Here is a 21,290-nt window from a genome sequence, read left to right as displayed (position 1 = left end):
ATGACCCAATGAGTATTTGGATCCAAGTAGTACAACACTTACAACCTGGCGGCATCGAAACTATGGCGCTTGACCTACAGCGCATGGAAGAAGCGCATGAGCAAGGCATTATCATTTCTTTAGAAGGCACCAAAGAAGAAGCCTTAGCTGCATGGCCTCGTTTGATTCCTTTTGCCGATCGCCTCATGTTTTTAAACAAGCCAGCTGGCTTTAGCTGGAAAACCCTGTGGAAACTTACCAACTTGTTTCGCCGTTGGGCGGTGCCAGTGGTGCACACTCATCACATTGGGCCGCTCATCTATGGTGGCATTGCTGCCCGATTAGCCAGAGTAAAAGTAGTTATTCATACCGAGCATGACGCTTGGCATTTGCGGCAGCAGCGCCGTCGCATTTTGCAAGGTGCAATTCTTAAATGGGTTAAACCTATGCTAGTGGCCGATGCCAATTTGGTAGCCGGTGAACTAAAAACTGCCTTAGGTGTAACCGACGAAAATGTACAAGTGATTAAAAACGGCATCGACACTCACAGTTTTACCCCCGGCAATAAACTCACCGCTCGCGAGGCCTTAGGTTTACCTAATAACAGCCAATTAATTGGATGTGCAGGGCGTTTAGAAGTAGAGAAAGGCCAAGCCGTATTAATTGAGGCGCTGCCATTTTTACCTGCCGATGTGCATTTGGCCTTTGCTGGAGATGGCAGCCAACGCCAAGGTTTAGAGCAATTGGTAGAGAGTTTGCACCTTAGCCATCGGGTACACTTTTTAGGCGCACTAGATTGCATGCCACGCTTTTACCAAAGTTTGGATTTGTTTTGTTTACCGTCTTATTTCGAAGGTTTGTCGCTGGTTATTTTAGAAGCGCAAGCCTGTGAGGTGCCAGCAGTGGTGACTAATGTTGGAGCATCTACCGAAGCCTTGTGCCCGCGCACTGGCACAGTGGTAGAGCCAGGTTCTGCGTTTGCTATGGCGCAAGCTCTAGAGCTTAAGCTCGAAAAACCGAGTAGCGGAAATCCACGCCAGTTTGTTAAGCAGTCGGGCGATTTACGCACTACTGCACGCAATTACGCGGCCTTACGCCACCGTTTCTTATAAGGGGATAATCATGAACGCATTAATTTATGTAACCTTAATCGCAATGTTCTTGGTGGTTTATCATCACGCTTTATACCCCTTGTTGTTAAAGCTTTTGAGCAAAGACAAAACGCAAAATACCGAGGATGAAATTCAAAGCGTTGCGCGCAAATATCACCAACGCGAGCAAGACCAGCAATTGCCCAGCATAGAGTTACTTATACCTGCTTATAACGAGCAAGATTACATTGCGGCAAAGCTGATTAACCTCGCTACTTTAGATTACCCTGAAGACCGCTTAAGCATTAAAGTGATATGCGATGGCTGCAGTGATGATACTGCCAGCGTGGCAAGAGCGTGTTTAGAAGACTTAGCGTTTTGCAGCTTTTCCATAGAGATATGTGAACAGCTGCAAAACCAAGGCAAAGTGGCAGTGCTTAACCAGCACATTTCGCAAAGCAAAGCGGATATTGTGGCACTGTCTGACGTATCAGCGCTTATTTCGGTAGACGCAATGTTAATTGCAGCGCAGCATTTTGGCCAACCACAAGTTGGCGTAGTGTGTGGTTACTATCATCTACTAAGCCCTGGTTCGGTAGGTGAGCAGGCTTACTGGAATTACCAACGCGAAGTGAAACGTTGTGAGGCAAACATGGGCGCACCCTTAGGCGCGCATGGCGCATTTTATTTGATTAAAAAGTCTCTATTTAGAGTAATGCCAGACGACACCATTAACGATGATTTTGTGATTCCAATGGACATCGTCGCCCAAGGCTACAAGGCTGTTTACGAACCAAACATTCGCGCATTAGAGCTCGAACACGCCGCCGACAGCCAAGACCGCAGCCGCAGAAAGCGCATTGGAGCGGGCAATTTACAGCAACTTATTCGCCTTCGCCATATGTTGCTACCACGTTTTAAAGGGGTGGCCTTTACCTTCTTCTCTGGCAAAGCCTTACGAGTAACCATCCCTGTATTTATGCTCACCAGCTTTTTTGGGGCCATGGTGTTAGCTGCGCAATCTGCAGTATTTGCAGTGTTATTTGCTTTGCAGGTTGTGGCTTACAGCTTAGCGATGTTGCCGCGCTTTATGCCTAATGCAAAACTACCAAACGCAATAGGCAGCCTAAATTATTTAGTAGAAGGGCACTTCTCCAGCATGATGGGCTGTGTAGATTACCTTCTTAAAAAGCTACAGCGTCGCTACTTAAGTGGCTTTGTAAGCCCCTTAGTTGCAGTGGGCAAGAGACTATTTGATGTGCTGGGGGCAACGATATTGCTGCTGGTATTTAGTCCCTTATTTCCTTTGGTGGCACTAGCCATAAAGCTGGATAGTAAAGGGCCGGTTTTCTACCAGCAAACCCGAGTAGGCTTAATGTCTGACAATGTAGTGCAGCTGTTCGACATTTTTAAGTTTAGAAGTATGCGAGCCGATGCCGAATCTGGTATTGGTGCTGTTTGGGCGGCAAAGCAAGATAAACGCATTACTCGAGTAGGGCGGTTTTTACGTAAAACTCGAATTGATGAACTACCCCAACTCATCAATGTACTTAAAGGCGAAATGTCTTTGGTTGGGCCACGACCAGAGCGCCCGGTTTTCTATCAAACGTTAGAAAGCTCCATCCCTTTTTATAGTGAACGCACAGTGGGTGTAAAACCCGGCATTACCGGTTTGGCGCAGGTAAACTTGGCCTACGATTGTTCAATCGAAGATGTAAAACAAAAGCTCGCTTATGATCATTGCTACGCATTAAGCCTTAGCCAATGCAGCTCTTGGTTATACCAAGACATAAGCGTACTGCTTAAAACGGTGTGGGTAGTATTAGCAGGAAAGGGACAATAAAGGCTGACACTTATTACTAAGCAGCAAGTTTGGTTGGCTGTTGCTTTTTGGCGCCGATAAGCAACTTCCTATTTTTGCCAAATAAATAGTTTAACCTTTGAGCGTTTAGCCTTGAGGTGGAAAAATTTCAGGTGTAGTATCAGTTACTTAGCTTAGTGTTGAATTAGATAATAGGTTTATTAACGGTGCATGCGCGTTTTCACTGGTTTCAATGAGGTATACGCGCATGCGCACTATACAAATGTTATATAGCAAACAAGAATAACGAACAATGAAGTTATCAATTGACTGTGAATCTACCGAGGAACAGCAAGAAATTCTTGTTGGCGAGATTATCGCGAACATCGCAGAACAGCTCGAAGAAGTCGGTTTACAAGGTGATGTGCTTAAAGAAACCACCGGCAAAATTGCTTTTAAGGTTGCCTGCATGCTTGATGGCGTATCGGAAGTAAGCTTTGATGGAAGTGAAGCGTTACCATATGTTTGCTTTCAAGGCGGCGACGATACATTGGTGCATCTAGGAGGCAACACATACATGCATGAGTTGGTATACGGCATCCTCGGTGCCATGTTCAAAGATGCCTCTTAGCTGAACTGCAGCGCTTTGACCGTAGCTGCCGCATAGCTGCATTGGTGAGGCTTGTCCCACTTTTTCATTTTTCTATTTTGCTACAATGGACAACCGGTAATAGCTATTGGAAGTGCAATGAGCGAGTTTGAGAATATGTGCTTAGGGAAGGAGTATGATGCTGATAGTCCTGAACTTACTCAAATTAGAAATAAAGCATTTGAGTTACTCCAACAGATCAATCAACGACAGTTTGAAGCTGCCAAACCTTATGTTGCTGAGCTATTAGCGCATCTAGGTAAGGGCAGTATTATTTGCCCGCCTTTTTTATGTGAATACGGCAAGACCATTTCTGTGGGTGATAATACCTACATTAATATGGGGGTTACGATGCTAGACAACGCTCCTGTTAAAATTGGTAACAATGTACTTATTGGCCCAAATTCGCAGTTTTATACTCCAACTCACCCCTTAGACTATCAGCGTCGTAGGACATGGGAGGTTAAGTCTTTGCCAATTACGGTGGAAGATGATGTGTGGATTGGTGGAAATGTTGTTGTTTGCCAAGGCGTAACTATTGGGGCTCGTTCTGTTGTGGCAGCAGGCTCGGTTGTTACAAAAAACGTTGAACCAGATTCACTTGTTGGGGGCATGCCTGCAAAATGCATTAGAGCTCTAGTTTAGTCACGAACAAGTAATTAACTGTTTAAGAGTACTAAGGGCTCGTCGAGTTTTTTATAATGTGTTTGTTGCTTATTGCGCTCGTTTAAAGGTTAAAATATACCCTTTAAACACTTCATCAATGTAGTCGGTATGCACGGGTTTGGCATGGCTTGATGTGTAGCCAAATTCGACCATTTTTGCGCTTAGCTTACTTTTTCTGCCACGTCCTGGATCTACAATAATTACTTCGCTGGAAGGCTTTGAGTGGTCGTTAATGAAGTTAGCCAATTGGTCTATATGTTCATTCTCGTAGAGTAAATCGCTACCAATTATCACATCGAACAGCCCTAGGGTGTCGTGTTCATCTGCCCAGCCAACTCTTTCATAGTTAATGCTTTTGTCGCCATTTAGTTTGGTATTTCTGTTGAGAAAGGTTTCAACCTCGGGGTGATAATCGGTGGCGGTAATATCGGCAAGTTGTTTGTTTAACAATAAACTGCTGAGCCCTATACCGCAGCCTACTTCTAATATTCTTTTGGTACCTGTGTCATAGTCGGCCATGTAGTGGGCGAGCACAAAGCTTGATGGCCAAACTACACCAAATATTGGCCAAGAGGCAGAGCTTATACCGAGCTTTTCGGCAATGCCTGCTGGGTCGTGAAACTCTTGTCTATTGCGTAAGGTGCAAAGGTGTATATCGGTTTTTCCAAACTCAACCGTTTGGTAGGATAGGCGTAATTTTGTCATTAGGCTGTCTCAACAAATAAATGAGCGCTAAGCCAGGTATCGGTGATAAATGACAAAACGAAATGTTTTCTCTAGGGTATAGCAGTTTGGTTAAATGGCAATGTATTTAACAAAGTAATCAATATTTTAGTGTTGTTGCGCAATGAAGTTCCGATAAAGTTGGTAGTACTTACTCGCTCTTGGCGCGCACGATCAGTATCATGTTTGCTAAGTAAAATTTAAGAAGTTTAAAGAGATGTCATTTCCCGCTTGCCCCAATTGCCAATCTGAATATGTTTATCAAGACCAAAGCCAGCTTATCTGCCCAGAATGTGCTTATGAATGGAACCCCGATGAAGTTGCAGAAGCAGAGAAGGTGGTTGTTAAGGATGCCAATGGCACGTTGTTGGCCGAAGGGGATAAAGTTACTTTGGCTAAAGATCTTAAAGTAAAAGGCAGTTCTTTGGTGCTAAAGATTGGCACTAAAGCGGTGATTAAACGCATGGCCAATGGCAAAGATCACCAGTTAGATTGCAAAGTAGATGGCGCTGGCGACATGATGGTAACAGCGCAATTTGTTAAAAAATCTTCATAGCTTTAGCTGGGGTCTGTTGATCTTTGCTGATGGTTTTTGCAGCAATTTATTAACCATTTAGGCAAGGCCGTGAGTGTGCAGTTAAGTGGGCTTAATAATCACTCGCTAACGCTGAATAGATGGCTAAGACATGCTCCCCGAAGGGTTCGGATAAGCGAACTTTACTCTTTGTTAAGCACTTCTTGTTTAGCCCACTAGGCTTCTAAGTGCTCGCCGCGATTAAAGCCTGCTTATCTCGAACAAAATTTCAACATCAAAGATCAACAGACCCTAATACTTCGCTTAGATAAAGGCGCTGTAGGATACTGAAACAACTTTTACGCTCAATCTATCGGCTGGGCGTTCCTTTCCTAGTTTTTCGTGTTTTTGTGCCTTAAGGCTCTTAAGTTGGTAGTGCTATTAAAGCAGTACTTTGTGCTTATTTCGTTCAGTTAACCTAGTGCAATTTAGTGACATACACGTGGTTTTTTGAAGCCTTTTGTGAGTGACTAAGCGAAGTTTAATTTTGTTGAAGTACCTAACATTAATCTTTACTTATTTGTAATACATTAAGTTATAAAATATTACAAAAGGTGAAAAGGATGAATCGCTTTGGCTTTAAATCAAGCTTGTTGTCGGCAATGACATCTATGCTTGTTTTATCTCTACTTGTAACAAGTTACCTCTCATACACACTGATCAAAGATCAAATAACCGATAGTTTACTTCGTGATATTCATCATACGATTGATCAAAAAACTCAAGAGATTGAAACCTCTTTTCAGCGTACAACCGACGCAGTAACTCAGTTAGCAAAGCTCTATCAGGAAAAGGATATTGGCGATAACCACGTAGCCATGACCGAATATACCGCCCGTTTAGGTGGAGTGTATAAAGTAATTATTGGTTTTGATGATGGATCGTCGTTTGTTTCTAGGGCTTCTGAGTCGTTTCCTAATGGTGTTGGTCGCTTAGACAAATACGACCCACGTAAACGTCCTTGGTACCAAGCTGCTAAACGTAATAGCGGCTTGTCGTTAAGCGATGTGTTTTTTACTCGTAGTGATGGTGTGCCAATGATGGGGGTAATGCATCCGATTAAAGATGGCATCATTATGGCCGATTTACGTTTTGACCACTTACAAGAACAGTTGAGCTCGTTAGGTGAAATAGCAGGCGCTACCGGCTTGGTAATAGACAAAAGTGGCTTAGTGTTGGCCTCTACCAATGAGCAAGTAAAACAGAAAGACAACATTGCCGATGTTGAAGTGTTTGCCGGCGTTTACCAAAGCCTTATAGGCAAAGAGCAAGCAATACAAACCGCCGAGGTGGGTGGACAAACTACCTTGTTTGTTAGCCAGCAAGTGAAGCTACTGGGTGATGATGAGTGGTACGTAATGATTACGGTCGACGAGGCAACGGCTTTTGCGCCGCTTAAAGCCACAAGCTACAAAATGGCCAGCATTATTGCAGCCGCAACATTGGTGTCGGTGATTATTTTGCTGTTTGTGTTAAATCAGCTTTATCAACCGATTATTAAGTTACGCAACTTAGTAACCGAGCTCGGCCAAGGTAGTGGCGATTTAACTCAGCGTTTAGAAGTTAAAACTGATGATGACATTGGCATTATTGCCAAGGGTATCAACGGCTTTATTGCTCAATTGCAAACCATGTTGTTAGAAATAAACGCTGCCCGCTCTAAGCTATCTTCAGGCATAGATACCTTAGATCAGCACAGCAAAAGTAGCAGTGACATTTTGCAACAACATACCAACGAGACTACGCAGATTGTTGCAGCCATTGAAGAGTTGTCGAATACCGCAGAATTAGTGGCCGGCAATACCTCAGCCGCAGCTAAATACACCACCGAGGCAAACCAAAGTGGCGAAGACTCGGTCCAAACTATTAAATCTACCCAACAAAAAATTGAAGCTTTAGCCAGTGAAATTCATGAAACCTCTAGCAATGTAGAGAACATGAATAACGAAACTTCGAGTATTCAAAACATTGTTGAGGTGATTGGTAGTATTGCTGAGCAAACCAACTTGCTTGCACTAAATGCTTCTATTGAAGCGGCAAGGGCAGGGGATCAAGGGCGCGGCTTTGCGGTAGTGGCTGATGAGGTGAGAGCCTTAGCAAGCCGTACTCAAAGTAGCACCAGCGAAATAGAGCAGGCCTTAGCCAAGCTTAAGCAAGAAGCCAGCTTGGTGGTATCGTCGATAGGCAGCACCGAACATACTTGTTCAGATACCGTAGAAGAGGCGGATAAAACCTCAACCAGCTTGCAAAAGTTGGGTGATTTTATTCATCAAATTAACGAGCTTAATAGCCAGGTTTCTACCTCTGCCAGCGAGCAGAACATTGTGATTCAAGAAATTAACCGGAGCATGCATCAAATTCACGATATGGTTGAAAAGCTAAACAGTGAAGGGCAAAGCCAGCGCAGTGAAACTCAGAACATTGCAGCAATTAACCATGAGTTAGGCACTATGATTAGCCAATTTAAACTCTAGCTTGTTTATGTCATTAAACGCCCAAGCCAAGTGCTTGGGCGTTTAACTATTAGGCTGGCTGTCACCTGCAAATTGCAATTTGCGAAATCAGAATACTTCTTAGCTTTCAAACCCTCCATACCACTATTTTTCATCTCTATCTTTTTGTATTTATTGGGTATTTTTAGTTTGGCATCAAACTCGCTTTATCAGTCTTGAAATCAAGAATTGTGGAGCGAATTATGAAAATGCAACTAACTACTTCAAACCAAGGAAACCTTACCGCTTCAATTGTTGGCGCATTTGATGCTGAGTCTTGCGCCGAGCATAAAGCAGCCTTCGAAGGTATTTGCGCCGATGCAGCCAGCAAATTGGTGATTGTGAATATGAGCCAAGTAGAGTTTTTAGATGCATCTGGCATTGGCGCCTTGGTATTTATGTTTAAACGCATTAATGCGGCAGGCGGTCAACTAGTGTTACTTGGCGCTCAACAACAGCCTCGAGATTTGCTGGTTATGCTTCGTGTAGACCACATCATTACCATGATTGATACGCTACCTAGCCAAAATCATACCACTGATACTTTACCTTCAATCGCCGCTTAAGCTGAACTTCAGGAGCCTATTATGCGTAGCATTATCATCCCCGTATTGTTAACCATGACCACAGCTTGTACCGCCTGGCCAGAACAAGGACGCGGTGGTTTTGCCGAGCATCAACACGCTATCTTGGCTTGGATGGATGGTGACACAGGCACTACCGATCTTCGCGAGCTAGGCCCTGAACATGGCCTGCAATTTGAGGCGGTATTAGTAAAACACCAGTTAGATTTATTGGTGCTTGAAGGTGCAGAGTTATGTTTCCCTGCATCGGTTACACAAGCACGTATGCAACAACAGCGCATTTTGCGCGAACTAGAGGGTGGGCTAACTTTTGATGCCGCCAACGATATTGAAATTCAGCAGCATTTTTTAAATATGTTGGAAAAACGTTTGGACCGCGTAACCGAGAGTGGTGCTTGCCAAACCGACCGCTTAGGACATATTCAGTCTTCACAATTAATGGTAAGCATTAGCGATGCATTAAACAGCAATAATCAATTTGCTTTTGACTCTAGCGAGCTTACGCCTGCTTACCAAGATCAGCTTCGTAATCTAACGCCAATTATCGCAGCCAGTAAGGTGTCGCTAATTATCACTGGGCATAGCGATAGCAAGGGCGATGACAATTACAAACAGCGTTTATCTTTAGCTCGCGCACAGGCCGTAGCCGAGTTTATGACCGAACTAGGCATGAACAAACAGCTAATCGAAGTGGCTGCCGTAGCCGACTCACAACCCTATTTAGAAGGTAACAGCGATGCTGTTCGCCATTCTAACCGCCGCGTTACCATCAGTGTTATTGATGCTGACAGCAACATCCTCGCTCAGCACGCTTTGCGTGTTAAATAAGGAGCTTGTCATGAAATTCTTTAAATTGTGTAAGTACATAGTGGCAGCATGGATGTTGTTTGGTTTTGTATTAAGTATTGTATTTAGCGCTCAAGCGCATGCAGCTAAACCACAAGTGCAAGCGGGTGATGTAGTAAGAATTATTCTCCCTGGAGAAGCCTCGCTTGATAAGAACTTTGAAGTAGGGCGCAACGGCCGTTTAATTTTGCCAGAAGTTGGCCCAATCATGGTGTCGGGCTTCACCGAAGCGCAAATGCAAGAAAAGATTAAGCGCGAATTGTCGAAAGCTTACCGTGACCTTGCTGGCCTAAAAGTATTGTTAGAAGAGCGCCGTATTCGTATTAGTGTGCTGGGCTTTGTGGGCCAACCTGGCGAAGTAGTACTGGCACAAGGTGCTGGTGTGCAAATGGCGATTCAAGCGGCAGGTGGCTTACGTTCTGGTGCGCAATTAGACCGCATGCAACTGCGCCGCGAGAGCTTAGATGAAACACAAGTATTTAACTATAAACGCTACTTAGATTCTGGCGATTTAAGTGTACTGCCAGAGCTTGAGTCTTTAGATGTATTGTTTGTTCCTGCCTCACCTAAAATTGGTAATGTAGCAGTAGATTTTGACCCAAAAGCCTTAAACGATAAAGGCGATGCCGCTGAAGATCGCACTGCAGTAAAAGTTTTTGGAGAAGTATATAACCCAGGTAGCTTTTCCTTCAAAGAGTCTGCCTCGTTAGTTGATATGCTAATGCGAGCAGGTGGTGTGACTCGCTACGCCAGTGTTGAACAGATCCGCGTTATCATCAATGGTGACCCACAACTATTTAATTTAAAACGCTATTTAGATACTGGCGATAGCCAGATGATGCCCCGTTTAAGCGCTGGCACCACTATTTTTGTACCTAAGCAAGAAGAAGAGATTAAAGCGGGTGCCAACACCGTGTATGTAATGGGCGAAGTATTTAAGCCCGGTGCTTACGAAGGTAATAAATCTGCTGGCTTTTTAGATGTGCTAGCTAACTCTGGTGGCCCAACCCGTTTTGCCGAAACTCGCCAAATTCGTGTGATTCGCAGTAATGGTTCGGTAGAGCGTTTTGACTTGCAATCATTTACCGAAGGCCGAATTTCTCAGTTACCAGAAATAGCCGCTGGTGATGCGATTTTTATCCCAGAGAAAACCGATTTAAATGAAAAGTCGTGGACTAAAGTATCGCCTAATCGCGCAGTGAAGGTTATGGGGGAAGTTAATCGTCCTGGTCGTTTTGAATGGGCGAACGAGATGAACCTTATGGATTTGTTAGCTCATGCAGGTGGCCCTAAACCGAATGCCGATATGGCTAAAATTACCGTGTTGTTTAGCGATTCAAACGGTAATACTCGTTCGGTTAACTTTGACTTAAACGCTTACCTAAATGGCGAAATTAGCAATAACAGCATGCCACGCATAGTAGCGGGTACCACTATTATGGTGCCGCAATTGCCAGATGACCCAAGCGACAACAAATCACAATGGGTGCGTCAGCGCTCTGAAGATTCTATCTACGTATTTGGTCAAGTAGTTGCACCTGGTCGCTACCGTTTTGACCCTAGCATGCACTTCCTAGACATTTTGGCTGCGGCCGATGGCCCAGCGGAGCAAGCAGACATTAGCAATGTGCGAATTAGTCATCGCAATGGCAAACACTCTCGTGTGTCTAAGTTAGATCTAGCGATGTACTTTGAAACCGGTGATGAGTCCTTACTGCCAAACGTAGTACCTGGTGATTCTATCTACATTCCAGAAAAAGACCGTAACTGGTTGTCGGAGAAAAAAGAGCGCACCGTGCGCGTACTTGGCTCGGTAAACAAGCCTGGTCGCTACCGCTTTAATGACGACATGACGCTATTAGACTTGTTAGCCGAAGCGGGTGGTGTTGATAACGATGGCTTCCCAGAAAAGATTACCGTAGTTAACTTGTCTTGCTGTAAAGACCAAGCCCGCACCTTCAACTTACTTGAGTTCTCTAAAACCGGTGACTTTGGCATGTTGCCAGTGATTCGCGCTGGCGACACTGTGTATATTCCTTCACGTGAAGAGAGCGGCTGGCATAAGGCCCGCCAAGGCATGGAAGATGTGTTCCGCATTGTCACTATTAGCGCGCTGTTAGGTTTTCTATAAGCCTTTGCACCACTAAATTAGCCGATTACTGGAGTTTTATATGATTAGCTTACCGTCAACTTATCAAGAACTAGAGCGAGTGTATCAACGCTTACCGGTGAAACAGCATTCTTGCATTGGTGTGAGTGCTAGCCAGCCAGAAGAGGGCGTTTCTACTTTAGTTGATGCCATTGCAAGGCGTGCAGCCGGAGCTGGCCGAAGCGTACTGGTGGTGGATTTTAACCTGCATCATCCCCGCCATTTTGATGTGCCAGTGTTCGATTTAGGCTGGGATCGCGGCAAAGTGCTTGGGGTGATTAAAGACCAACAGTCTGGCGTAGATTATCTGCCAGTGCCAATGGACAAAGTGAGTTTAGTGCAGCTAAGAGAACCAGGTGCTATCGAGCAGTGGGTAGAGCAGTGGAAGGAGAGTTATCAGCTGGTGTTGTTTGATACCTCGGCGATCAATCAAACCAATAGTGGCAACCTTCATGCAGCTCGAGCTTTATCGGCGTGTGACGCCAGCATTATCACCATGATGGCAGGTGTTACTTCTCGGCCTGCTTTTGAATCGGCCATTAACGATCTTAGCCTTGAAGATATTCGCCTACTCGGGGTTGTGATGAACGATCGCTTTAATCCAAGTTTAAAAAATGAGTTATTGAGAGAAACTTCACGAATTACCGACATGTTTCCTCGTTTCAAGGGGTATCTGCAAAGAATTCTCGTTAACTCTCAACTACTTTCAATAAGGATATGATATGTTTTTCATAATACAAACGGCGAAAGGAAGTCGCGTTCCATTGAGTAAACAGCAACAAGAATTGTTTGAGCTAAAAAACAAGCAATATAAGGCCAAACGCCGTATGCAAATAAAAGTTACGGTGTTGTTAGTATGTTTATTGCTGGTGATTTTTGCCGCTCTTATGTCAAAGGCTGAGGCAAAAACCTATACCTTTGGCATTGTGCCGCAGCAATCAGCTACCCGTTTGGCGCTGCAATGGAGTCCACTTTTGGAGGCCGTTAGCCAGCGTAGTGGTCATCTCTTAGAATTTAAAACTGCACCAAGTATTGCTGAGTTTGAAAAGCGCCTAGCTCAAGGGCAATACGACTTTGCCTATATGAACCCTTATCATTATCAGGTTTATTCAGAGCAACCTGGTTATCAAGCTTTCGCAAAATCAAAAGATAAAAAACTTAGTGGTATTATTGTGGTAAGTAAAGAATCTGATACTACTATCAATAATGTGCGTGACTTGGATTCTCAATCAATGGCTTTTCCTGCACCCAATGCGTTTGCCGCTAGTGTGGTGCTTAGAGGTTACTTAGCTCAACAAGAAATTGATTTTAATCCGTTTTATGTTGGGTCGCATGACTCGGTTTATCGAGCTGTGGCTGCCGGTTTATACCCTGCTGGCGGTGGTATTCCGCGCACTTTTCAAAGCAGCACGGTTAAAGATCAATTACGCATATTATGGGAGTCGCCGGGATTTACTCCTCATGCCATCGCAGCTCACCCCAATGTGGAAGCGCCTGTGTTAGCCGCTGTGCAGCAAGCTTTTCTTAGTATGGGGCAAGATGAAGCGCAACAAGGCTTACTTAAAGCCTTAAATATGAAAGGTTTTGTTGCTGCCGAAGACGCCGAGTGGGATGATGTGAGAGAGCTTGGGATAGGCGATACCCACCACTAATAGACCTTAGCAACAAGGATGAAACGACGCGATGACATTTAGCTTTAAGGCAAAAACAGTTCTGGGCGTCGCTTTAATTGAAGCCGTGCTGTTAGGCGTGTTGGTGTATAGCAGTATTGGCTGGCTGTATGATTCTAACGAACTGCAAGTTGAGCAGCACAGTAGGATGATGTCCTCTCTGTTTGCCTCTACCACTAAAAACGCCATTATCACTACCGATTTAGCCACCCTCGATAGCCTTACCAGCGAATTCTCCGCACAAAAAGACATTGCCTACGTCATTATCAAAGACCAAAACGATCGTTTGTTATCAAAGGCAGGCGTAGATCCCTTATCTAACCCTAGAGATAACCCCGACTTAGGAGACCATGAACACAGCGTATTTGTTACCGAAAATGTCGTAGAGATTGGTGGGCGAATATACGGAAACATAGAAATTGGCGTTTATGACCATGGCCTGCATGGCCTAATTTCTGAAGCGAGCTCTTTTGGGGTGAGTATTGCTTTATTGGAAATAGCTTTAGTGGCGCTGTTTTCGTTTTTGTTGGGCTCTTACCTTACTCGCCAGTTGGGCGATTTAAGAGATGCCGCCAAAACTATTACTCAAGTTGGACCGGGTATTCAACTTAAAGTGAAAGGCAAGGATGAGATATCCGAGGTATCAAACGCGTTTAACACCATGTCGGCTGCGCTGGAAAAGTCCCATATCGAGTTTAAGCAAGCCATTGAAACGCAAGAGAAGCTAGCCTTAGAGCTTAAGCAAAACCAATCAATTTTAAAGGCAACCATCGCTTCTGCAATGGATGCCGTTATTACCACCGATAGACACGGCCATGTATTAGAATTTAGCCAAAGTGCTGAGCGAATCTTTGGTTATAGCCGAGATGAAATCGTGGGTGAAGAACTTGCGAGCTTTCTGGTACCAGAAGCGTTTCGTGAAGCGCACCGCCAAGGGCTTAAGCACTTTAGAAAAACCGGAGAAGCGCCAGTATTAGGTCAGCGCTTAGAGTTACCCGCTATGCATAAAGAAGGACATGAGTTTCTTTCGGAGTTAACGATTAGTTCTGTTGAAGTGGGTGACGATACTGTGTTTACCGCGTTTATGCGTGATATCTCAGATAAAAAACGCACTGAACAAGAGCTGCAATTAGCCGCCGAAGCCTTTGATGCTAACGAAGCCATTTTTATTACTAATCAACACGCCGAGATTGTGCGGGTTAACCAAGCTTTTACCCGTATTACGGGTTATAGCGCTGAGGAAGCCTTAGGCCAAACCCCTTCAATATTGAGTTCTGGCGAGCACGATAAAGCGTTTTTCGACAATATGTGGCAACACTTAAAACAAGATGGAGTGTGGTCGGGTGAAATTGTTAACCTTCGAAAAAATGGCGAGCGTTTACCAGAGTGGTTAAGTATCTCGTCAGTTAAAAATCCAGAAGGCGAAATTACTCATTATGTGGCTCACTTTACTGATTTAAGTGAACAAAAAGCTGTGGAGCAATCACTAGAGCGAGCCAAGCATGATGCAGAAGCCGCAAGCTTAGCTAAAAGTCGTTTTTTAGCCAGCATGAGCCACGAGATCCGCACCCCGCTAAATGCCATTATCAACATGTATCAAATACTTAAAGAAACCGATTTGAGCTTGGAGCAACAAGGTTTTGTGGATACTGGAAATGAGGCCGGACATACACTAATGGCCTTGGTGAACAACGTATTAGATTTCTCTAAAATTGAGGCTGGTCAGTTAGAGTTTAACAACGAGTGGTTCTCGGCCACCGATACCTTAGAAAGCATTGTTAAGTTATTTAATACCACGGCTCAGCAAAAGGCTCTGAAGTTTGAGTTAGATGTGGCGGATGAAATACTGCCTGAGTATTTTGGTGAGCCACTGCGCTTTAGGCAAATTGTATTCAACCTAATGGGGAACGCGGTTAAATTTACCTCCAAGGGCGGAGTGAGCCTAGGGTTAAAAGCAACTCAACCTTATGGTGTCGAGCTTACTGTTAGTGACACTGGTATTGGTATTAGTAAAGAAGATAAAGAGCGCTTATTTGAAGAGTTTTATCAAGTGGATAGCGGTGCTACCAAGCGCTATTCCGGTACCGGATTAGGCTTAGCAATTACCCGCCAATTAGTTGAGAAGATGGGCGGTGAGGTGAGTGTAGAAAGTGAGGTAGGGCGCGGCACTACTTTTACAGTGAATCTGCCTTTTAGAGGTCGCCATGCTCCTGTTATTCAATTAGATGATATGGCGGAACAAACAGAGCCTGAGCAATCTGTAATAGAAGATGCCAGGGTACTGTTGGTTGAAGACAGCGCAATGAACCGTGCGGTAGTGACCCAAGTACTCAAAGATTTTGTAAAAGAGTTAAGTTGTGCTGAAAATGGTCAAATTGCTGTTGAGCTTTGCGAGCACAATGAATACGACGTGATTCTTATGGATATGGCAATGCCCGTAATGGACGGCTTAGCTGCAACTCGTGCCATTCGAGCAGCCAGCGGGCCCAATCAAGAAACCCCGATTTTGGCGATGACCGCTAATGCCTTTGCCGAAGATAAACAAGCCTGTTTTTCTGCAGGTATGAATGATTTTATCACTAAGCCTATCGACATCCCCTTGTTAAGGGCTAAACTGGTTCAGTGGTATAGCGAAGCACCAATTCGCTCGCAGCTCAGTGAGCCACTTATATCAACGATACCAGAGCAAGGAACAGTTAGTGCTCATGCTGATAAACCTAAGGCGAACTTGCATGTTGTTTCAGAGACAAAAACAGCAGCGGTGCCAGAACAAGACTTAAGTGTGTTGGTTGATAAAAAAGTGCTCGAGCAGTTGGTAAAAGATGCCGGAACAGAGGCACTACCGTTGATGCTTTCTTTGTTGTATCAAGAAACTGAGCAGCAGAGGATAACCATAAAACAAGCTTTTGAAGAGCAGCTTTTTGACGACGTAGCATTAGCCGCTCATACCCTAAAAGGCAATGTAGCCACTTTTGGTGGCGAGCGTTTGAGGCAACTAGCACTAGAGATTGAAATAGCCGGTAAAGCATCGGACGCAGAAGCATTAGCCAATACTGTGCCGCAGTTAGACAATGCCGTAGAGCAAACAATTAACGCCATTAAACAGTTTGAAAAAACAGTGTGCGCTTAAGGAGAAGCCATGGGAAGTGAGTTAACAGCCTCCGTATTGTTGGTCGAAGACAGCGAAACGCTTGCCGCCACCTATCAGGCTTATTTAAGCAAAGAGAATTTAAAATTAGCGCGCGTTGCCACCGGTGGTGCCGCGATTGAGTTCTTGTCTAAGCAATCTCCGCAAGTGATGTTATTAGATTTAAATCTGCCAGATATGGGCGGGATGCAAGTATTAGAGTGGATGGTAGAACGTAGCTTGCCCACCTCGGTAATTATTATTACAGCCTATGGCTCGGTAGATATTGCTGTTGACTCGATGCGTTTGGGGGTGGTGGATTTTATCGAAAAACCTTTTGATGCCAGCCGTTTAAAGGTGACCGTGAATAATGCACTTAACCTTCATAAGCTAAAATCTTTAGTCGAGAACTACCAAGCGGATGCAGGGCGCGATAGCTTCCACGGCTTTATTGGCAGCAGCCTAGCCATGCAAAATGTATATCGCATGATCGAAGCGGTGGCACCAAGTAAAGCCACAGTGTTTATCACCGGTGAAAGTGGTACCGGCAAGGAAGTATGTGCCGAAGCCATTCATAAGCAAGGTACCCGTGCCGACAAACCGTTTGTGGCGATAAACTGTGGCGCTATTCCTAAAGATCTCATGGAGAGCGAGATTTTTGGTCATGTTAAAGGCGCATTTACCGGTGCCTCGTCGATGCGTGCAGGTGCAGCTTCACAAGCTCATGGTGGAACCTTATTTCTTGATGAAATAGGCGAAATGGATATGGAGCTACAAACGAAGCTACTACGCTTTGTGCAAACAGGCCGTTTTCAAAAAGTGGGTGGCAGCCAAGAAGAACAAGTGGATGTTAGGTTTTTGTGTGCCACCAACCGCGATCCATGGGAAGAGGTGCAAGCAGGCAGATTTAGAGAAGATCTTTATTATCGCTTGTATGTAGTGCCAATTCATTTACCACCATTGCGTGAAAGGGGGTTAGATGTTCCCGGTATTGCACAAAAGTTTCTGCGTCGTTACGCCAAGGAAGAGGGTAAGCAGTTTCGCCGCTTCTCAAGTTTAACCGCTACGGTAATGAGTAATTATGATTGGCCGGGGAATGTACGTCAGTTGCAAAACGTTATTCGCAATATTTGTGTATTACACGACGGCAAGGAAGTGCTCGCTAGCCAGTTGCCGCCTCCGATAAACCAATTGGTACCAGAAGGTGCGATTGGCAAAGATGGTCGACACCCAGAAGAAGTAGTTACTGAGGAACAAAGTGATACTGGCTTAAACGGCGCTAGCCAATATCAAATTCAACCGCTGTGGATTACTGAGAAGGAAGCTATCGAACATGCGATAGACCATTGCGATGGTAATATTCCTAAAGCTGCAGAATTGCTGGATGTAAGTCCTTCTACTATTTATCGCAAAAAGCAATCATGGGAAGAAGCTGAAGCAAGTTAGGTTTGCTTTCACCAAGATACAATAAGGCCCTGTTTAGCAGGGCTTTTTACTTTAGGCTTGTTTGAGTTTGTTATTAGATTTGCTCGATTTTTTACTGGCGATGTTAAGTAAACGGCGAAAGGTGGGGCATTCGAAATGATTGGCTGCTTTGCATTTTGCACTGTGTCTTAAGCCATCACGCATAGTAGTGAGAGCTTTGATTGTTTTGTCTAATTCATCGGCTTTGGCATTTAGCTTGGCTCGGTCTACTTGCGCTCCAGTTGATGTGAGCATCGGTTTTATTTCAAGCAGCGAAAATCCAGCTTGGCTGGCTAAGCTAATAAAGGCCAGCTGTTCCACTACCTTGCTATTAAACTGGCGTCGCAATCCTTTTCTTGAATTAGATTTAATCAAGCCTTGTTGTTCATAGTAGCGCAGTGTTGAAGCGCTAAGCCCCGAGGCCTTTACTACTTCTGCAATATCCATCTTTTTTACTCTTGACTTAAAGTCGACTTTAACTTGTAAACTAGTGGATAAGCTTGATTAGCACAATGCTTTTTGCAGATTAGACAGATTTTAGGGGGTAAACGTGCACGAACAATTTTGGCATCAAAAATGGGAAAAAGACGAAATCGGTTTTCATGAAGGAGAGGTGAACCGCTTTTTATATGAGTACTTTAACGTACTTAAACTAGCAGCAGGTGCGCGAGTGTTTGTCCCTTTGTGTGGGAAAACGCGAGACATTGCCTGGTTGTTAGACAAGGGGATGAAAGTAGTTGGCGTAGAGCTTAGTGAGCATGCCATAAAACAGCTTTTTGCAGAGTTAAACTTAGAGCCAAAAGTAGAGAGCTTAGCTGACGGCCTACATTACACGAGCGCAAATATAGATATTTTTGTCGCTAATATCTTTAGTCTAAACAGTGAGTTATTAGGTGAAGTGGACGCAATTTATGATCGTGGTGCTTTAGTGGCCTTACCCGAAGGCATTCGCACGCGCTACGCTCAAATGCTACCAATTATCACCAACAATGCACCGCAACTAGTGGTTACCTACAACTACGAACAAAGCCAATATTCCGGTCCTCCTTTTGCGTTACCAGAGCCTGAAATAGAGCGTTTATATGCATCCATTTATGCTTTAAAGAAGCTCGCTAGCAGACAAGAAACAGAAGGGTTTGCCAAGGGAATAGATGTTGAAAACGCGGTTTGGTTGCTAAGGAGTTAGATTGCTTTGGTGCTTCAGCTATTCTAACTGATTTGCAAGATGCAAAAGTGTCATTCTATTCAATGGGAGTGAGAGCTTAAATTCATATAAATCATATCGTTACAAATCTGGCTTGGCTCTTGCTGATAAGCAATTACTAGCCTCACAACGTAAACGATAGGATTGAATATGAAACCTTGGAAACCTCTCGCTTTCGCCATGCTTTGCTCGCCATTGAGCTCTTATGGTGCTGCGTTCTCAAGTTGCCCTACACAAGCTTTTTTGGTCCAGCAAAATGTGGCGCAACTGTTCGGTGTTAATTTGGCCACAGGCTTTTACCAAACCTTGGCCGATGATATGGGCACTACCGGAAAACTCAACGCTTTGGGTTTTAACCTCCACGACGATTACCTTTATGCTTGGAGTTACCAGCATGGCACCTTGGCAAGAATTGGTGATGACTACCAAATTGAGCCACTCAGCCTAGATTGGAATGGCATTGATAGTAACGTGAGTTTTTATGTGGGCGATGTGGCTGTTAGCCATAACGCACACTACCTCTATCGCAGCGGTTCATCGCGCGGTTTATACCGAGTGTCACTAGATGAAACTGATAGTGACTATCTACAAATGCAGCGAGTAATTGATGGTAGTGCCTTAAACTTGCGCATTTTTGATATGGCCTTCCATCCCGATAACAACATGCTTTACAGTGTTGATAACAACGGAAACTTATGGAGCATTGACGCTAGCAACGGAAATAGCCAAAACCTCGCAAATGTTGGTCAATCTGGCACCTTTGGCGCGGTTTATTTTGATGTTGATGGCAACCTATATATTAGCCGCAACAGCGATGGCTCAGTATTCAAAATTGATGTTTCAGAAAGTAACCCACAAGCTCAGTTTTACGCTCAAGGACCTGCATCGGGTAATAACGATGGCGCACGATGCGCTATCGCCCCGATTGTTGCCGAAGATGAAGCCAATATCGATTTTGGTGACGCACCAGATAGCTTTGGTACTTCTTTAGCCAATAATGGCGCGCGCCACCAGTTAGTAGAAGGTGGAATTCACTTAGGTACCTACGTAGACGGCGAAGCCGATGCTTATGTGTATCCGAAGAGTGATGACAGCTCTCGTTTATTAGACGATGAAGATGGCATCGCCTTTGTGACCGACGTACAAGTAGGCCTAGATTTTGTGGTGCAGGTAGACAGCTCAGCTAATGGCTACTTAAGTGCTTGGATCGATTTAAACGGCAACGGCGTATTTGATTCACAAGAGCAAGTACTAACCGACCAAGCTGTTGTAAGTGGGGTGCAATCACTACTAGTGAGTGTGCCAGAGGGCTACGAAAGTGGTGACCGCTGGGCACGTTTTCGGATTAGCTCGGCAGGCGGTAACGCTGCCACGGGTGGCGCGCCAGACGGTGAAGTTGAAGACATGCAAATCTACGTGGGCGACTCGGCCACTCAGGTTAGTTATTACCCAAGTGCTGATGGCTACGCCACGGTGGCCTTTGAAGACAACTGGCCTGCCGAAGGGGACTACGACCTTAACGACCTAGTGGTTAACCTGCAAACTAAAGTGTTAAGTTTTGCTGATGGCGACGTTGCAAGGATAGAGCTGCAAGGTGAAGTTAGAGCGGTTGGCGCAAGTTTTCATAATGGCTTTGCGATCCGTATTCCAGGGATTGATAAATCGTTGGTGGATGTTGCTGCCATTCGATATGAAATAAACGGGCAGTTATTGGATAGCCCGGTACTGGATGCAAGCACTAGCGATATTACCGCGATTATCGCCAGTAACGTGCGCGATTATATTAATAATCTAAACCAGTGTGACTTTTACAAAACGCAAAGCGATTGTCGTGGCGAAGGTCAACTTCACTTCAAAGTATTGTTACCAATGCTTGAAGGTGTCGCGGCCAGTAGTTTACCTAGCGCCCCGTTTGATCCGTTTATCTACGCAACCGAGCATGCGCGTAACCCCTATTTTGAAAACTCGCCAGGCCGTGGCTTAGAGATCCACGCTAAAAATCAAAGCCCAAGCTCGCAAGCTGACGATACCTTGTGGGGAAGCATGGATGATGTATCCAACCCAGCGGCTAATTCTTACTACCAAACTGGCAACGGCCTGCCTTGGGCAATCATTGTACCTTACAACTGGCAGTATCCATTTGAGCGAATCAAAGTAAGCGATGCCTACCCCAACTTTATTGAATACGCCCAAAGCGAAGGCCAACAAGCCAGTGACTGGTACTTGTTGGAAAATGCCCGCAGCGAACTTATTTATCAAGATCAGGAGTAA

General features: G+C 44.7%; 17 protein-coding genes. 15 read left to right on the top strand and 2 right to left on the bottom strand.

All coding sequences use genetic code 11. The features are described from left to right. Positions 1 to 8: 8 nt before the first annotated feature. From OV592_RS13075 to OV592_RS13060, 4 genes are all read left to right on the top strand, one after another. Positions 9 to 1,091: a glycosyltransferase gene (locus tag OV592_RS13075; RefSeq protein WP_406608877.1), complete on the top strand. Its 1,083-nt coding sequence runs from the start codon at positions 9 to 11 to the stop codon at positions 1,089 to 1,091. A 10-nt stretch (positions 1,092 to 1,101) separates the two neighbouring features. Further along, positions 1,102 to 2,913: a sugar transferase gene (locus OV592_RS13070; protein WP_406608876.1), complete on the top strand. Its 1,812-nt coding sequence runs from the start codon at positions 1,102 to 1,104 to the stop codon at positions 2,911 to 2,913. Between the two features lie 271 nt (positions 2,914 to 3,184). Then, on the top strand, positions 3,185 to 3,502 hold the full coding sequence (locus OV592_RS13065; RefSeq protein ID WP_406608875.1) for a hypothetical protein: 318 nt from the start codon (positions 3,185 to 3,187) through the stop codon (positions 3,500 to 3,502). 117 nt (positions 3,503 to 3,619) lie between these two features. Beyond that, complete coding sequence (locus OV592_RS13060) at positions 3,620 to 4,165, top strand: sugar O-acetyltransferase (RefSeq protein ID WP_406608874.1); 546 nt, start codon at positions 3,620 to 3,622, stop codon at positions 4,163 to 4,165. A gap of 69 nt (positions 4,166 to 4,234) precedes the next feature. On the opposite strand, the gene OV592_RS13055 is transcribed toward OV592_RS13060, so the two are convergent. Further along, positions 4,235 to 4,891: a methyltransferase domain-containing protein gene (locus tag OV592_RS13055; RefSeq protein WP_338621572.1), complete on the bottom strand. Its 657-nt coding sequence runs from the start codon at positions 4,889 to 4,891 to the stop codon at positions 4,235 to 4,237. Positions 4,892 to 5,126: 235 nt separating this feature from the next. Between OV592_RS13055 and OV592_RS13050 the strand changes: the two genes are divergently transcribed. From OV592_RS13050 to OV592_RS13010, 9 genes are all read left to right on the top strand, one after another. Beyond that, positions 5,127 to 5,465, top strand: a complete 339-nt coding sequence (locus OV592_RS13050; protein ID WP_406608873.1) for a zinc ribbon domain-containing protein YjdM — start codon at positions 5,127 to 5,129, stop codon at positions 5,463 to 5,465. A gap of 581 nt (positions 5,466 to 6,046) precedes the next feature. Next, positions 6,047 to 7,957, top strand: coding sequence for a methyl-accepting chemotaxis protein (locus OV592_RS13045; protein ID WP_406608872.1), 1,911 nt, complete (start codon positions 6,047 to 6,049; stop codon positions 7,955 to 7,957). 221 nt (positions 7,958 to 8,178) lie between these two features. Further along, the gene (locus tag OV592_RS13040; protein WP_016400564.1) at positions 8,179 to 8,541 is read left to right on the top strand and encodes an STAS domain-containing protein; all 363 of its coding nucleotides are present in this window, start codon (positions 8,179 to 8,181) and stop codon (positions 8,539 to 8,541) included. Positions 8,542 to 8,562: 21 nt separating this feature from the next. Beyond that, positions 8,563 to 9,387 carry an OmpA family protein gene (locus tag OV592_RS13035; protein ID WP_406608871.1) on the top strand — a complete coding sequence of 275 codons (825 nt, stop codon included), beginning with the start codon at positions 8,563 to 8,565 and terminating at the stop codon, positions 9,385 to 9,387. Positions 9,388 to 9,397: 10 nt separating this feature from the next. Further along, entirely contained in the window at positions 9,398 to 11,536 is a 2,139-nt protein-coding gene (locus OV592_RS13030) for an SLBB domain-containing protein (RefSeq protein ID WP_016400562.1), read from the top strand. 40 nt (positions 11,537 to 11,576) lie between these two features. Further along, the gene (locus tag OV592_RS13025; protein ID WP_016400561.1) at positions 11,577 to 12,275 is read left to right on the top strand and encodes a protein SypD; all 699 of its coding nucleotides are present in this window, start codon (positions 11,577 to 11,579) and stop codon (positions 12,273 to 12,275) included. A 1-nt stretch (position 12,276) separates the two neighbouring features. After that, the gene (locus OV592_RS13020) at positions 12,277 to 13,206 is read left to right on the top strand and encodes a phosphate/phosphite/phosphonate ABC transporter substrate-binding protein (protein ID WP_406608870.1); all 930 of its coding nucleotides are present in this window, start codon (positions 12,277 to 12,279) and stop codon (positions 13,204 to 13,206) included. Positions 13,207 to 13,237: 31 nt separating this feature from the next. Then, the gene (locus OV592_RS13015; protein ID WP_406608869.1) at positions 13,238 to 16,354 is read left to right on the top strand and encodes a PAS domain S-box protein; all 3,117 of its coding nucleotides are present in this window, start codon (positions 13,238 to 13,240) and stop codon (positions 16,352 to 16,354) included. 9 nt (positions 16,355 to 16,363) lie between these two features. Next, positions 16,364 to 17,797 (top strand): sigma-54 dependent transcriptional regulator, encoded by a 1,434-nt coding sequence (locus tag OV592_RS13010; RefSeq protein WP_152782278.1) that lies wholly within the window; start codon positions 16,364 to 16,366, stop codon positions 17,795 to 17,797. A gap of 51 nt (positions 17,798 to 17,848) precedes the next feature. Here OV592_RS13010 and OV592_RS13005 read toward each other — a convergent pair whose 3' ends face one another. Further along, on the bottom strand, positions 17,849 to 18,262 hold the full coding sequence (locus tag OV592_RS13005; protein WP_406608868.1) for a helix-turn-helix domain-containing protein: 414 nt from the start codon (positions 18,260 to 18,262) through the stop codon (positions 17,849 to 17,851). Between the two features lie 103 nt (positions 18,263 to 18,365). Between OV592_RS13005 and tmpT the strand changes: the two genes are divergently transcribed. Then, the gene (tmpT, locus tag OV592_RS13000; RefSeq protein ID WP_406608867.1) at positions 18,366 to 19,001 is read left to right on the top strand and encodes a thiopurine S-methyltransferase; all 636 of its coding nucleotides are present in this window, start codon (positions 18,366 to 18,368) and stop codon (positions 18,999 to 19,001) included. A gap of 168 nt (positions 19,002 to 19,169) precedes the next feature. Further along, positions 19,170 to 21,290, top strand: a complete 2,121-nt coding sequence (locus tag OV592_RS12995; RefSeq protein WP_406608866.1) for an LruC domain-containing protein — start codon at positions 19,170 to 19,172, stop codon at positions 21,288 to 21,290.

Origin of the sequence: Agarivorans sp. JK6, assembly GCF_045277145.1 — a bacterium.
Taxonomy (GTDB): domain Bacteria; phylum Pseudomonadota; class Gammaproteobacteria; order Enterobacterales; family Celerinatantimonadaceae; genus Agarivorans; species Agarivorans albus.
Note: the sequence above shows the minus strand (reverse complement) of the source record. Positions and strands in the feature narration are given on the sequence as shown.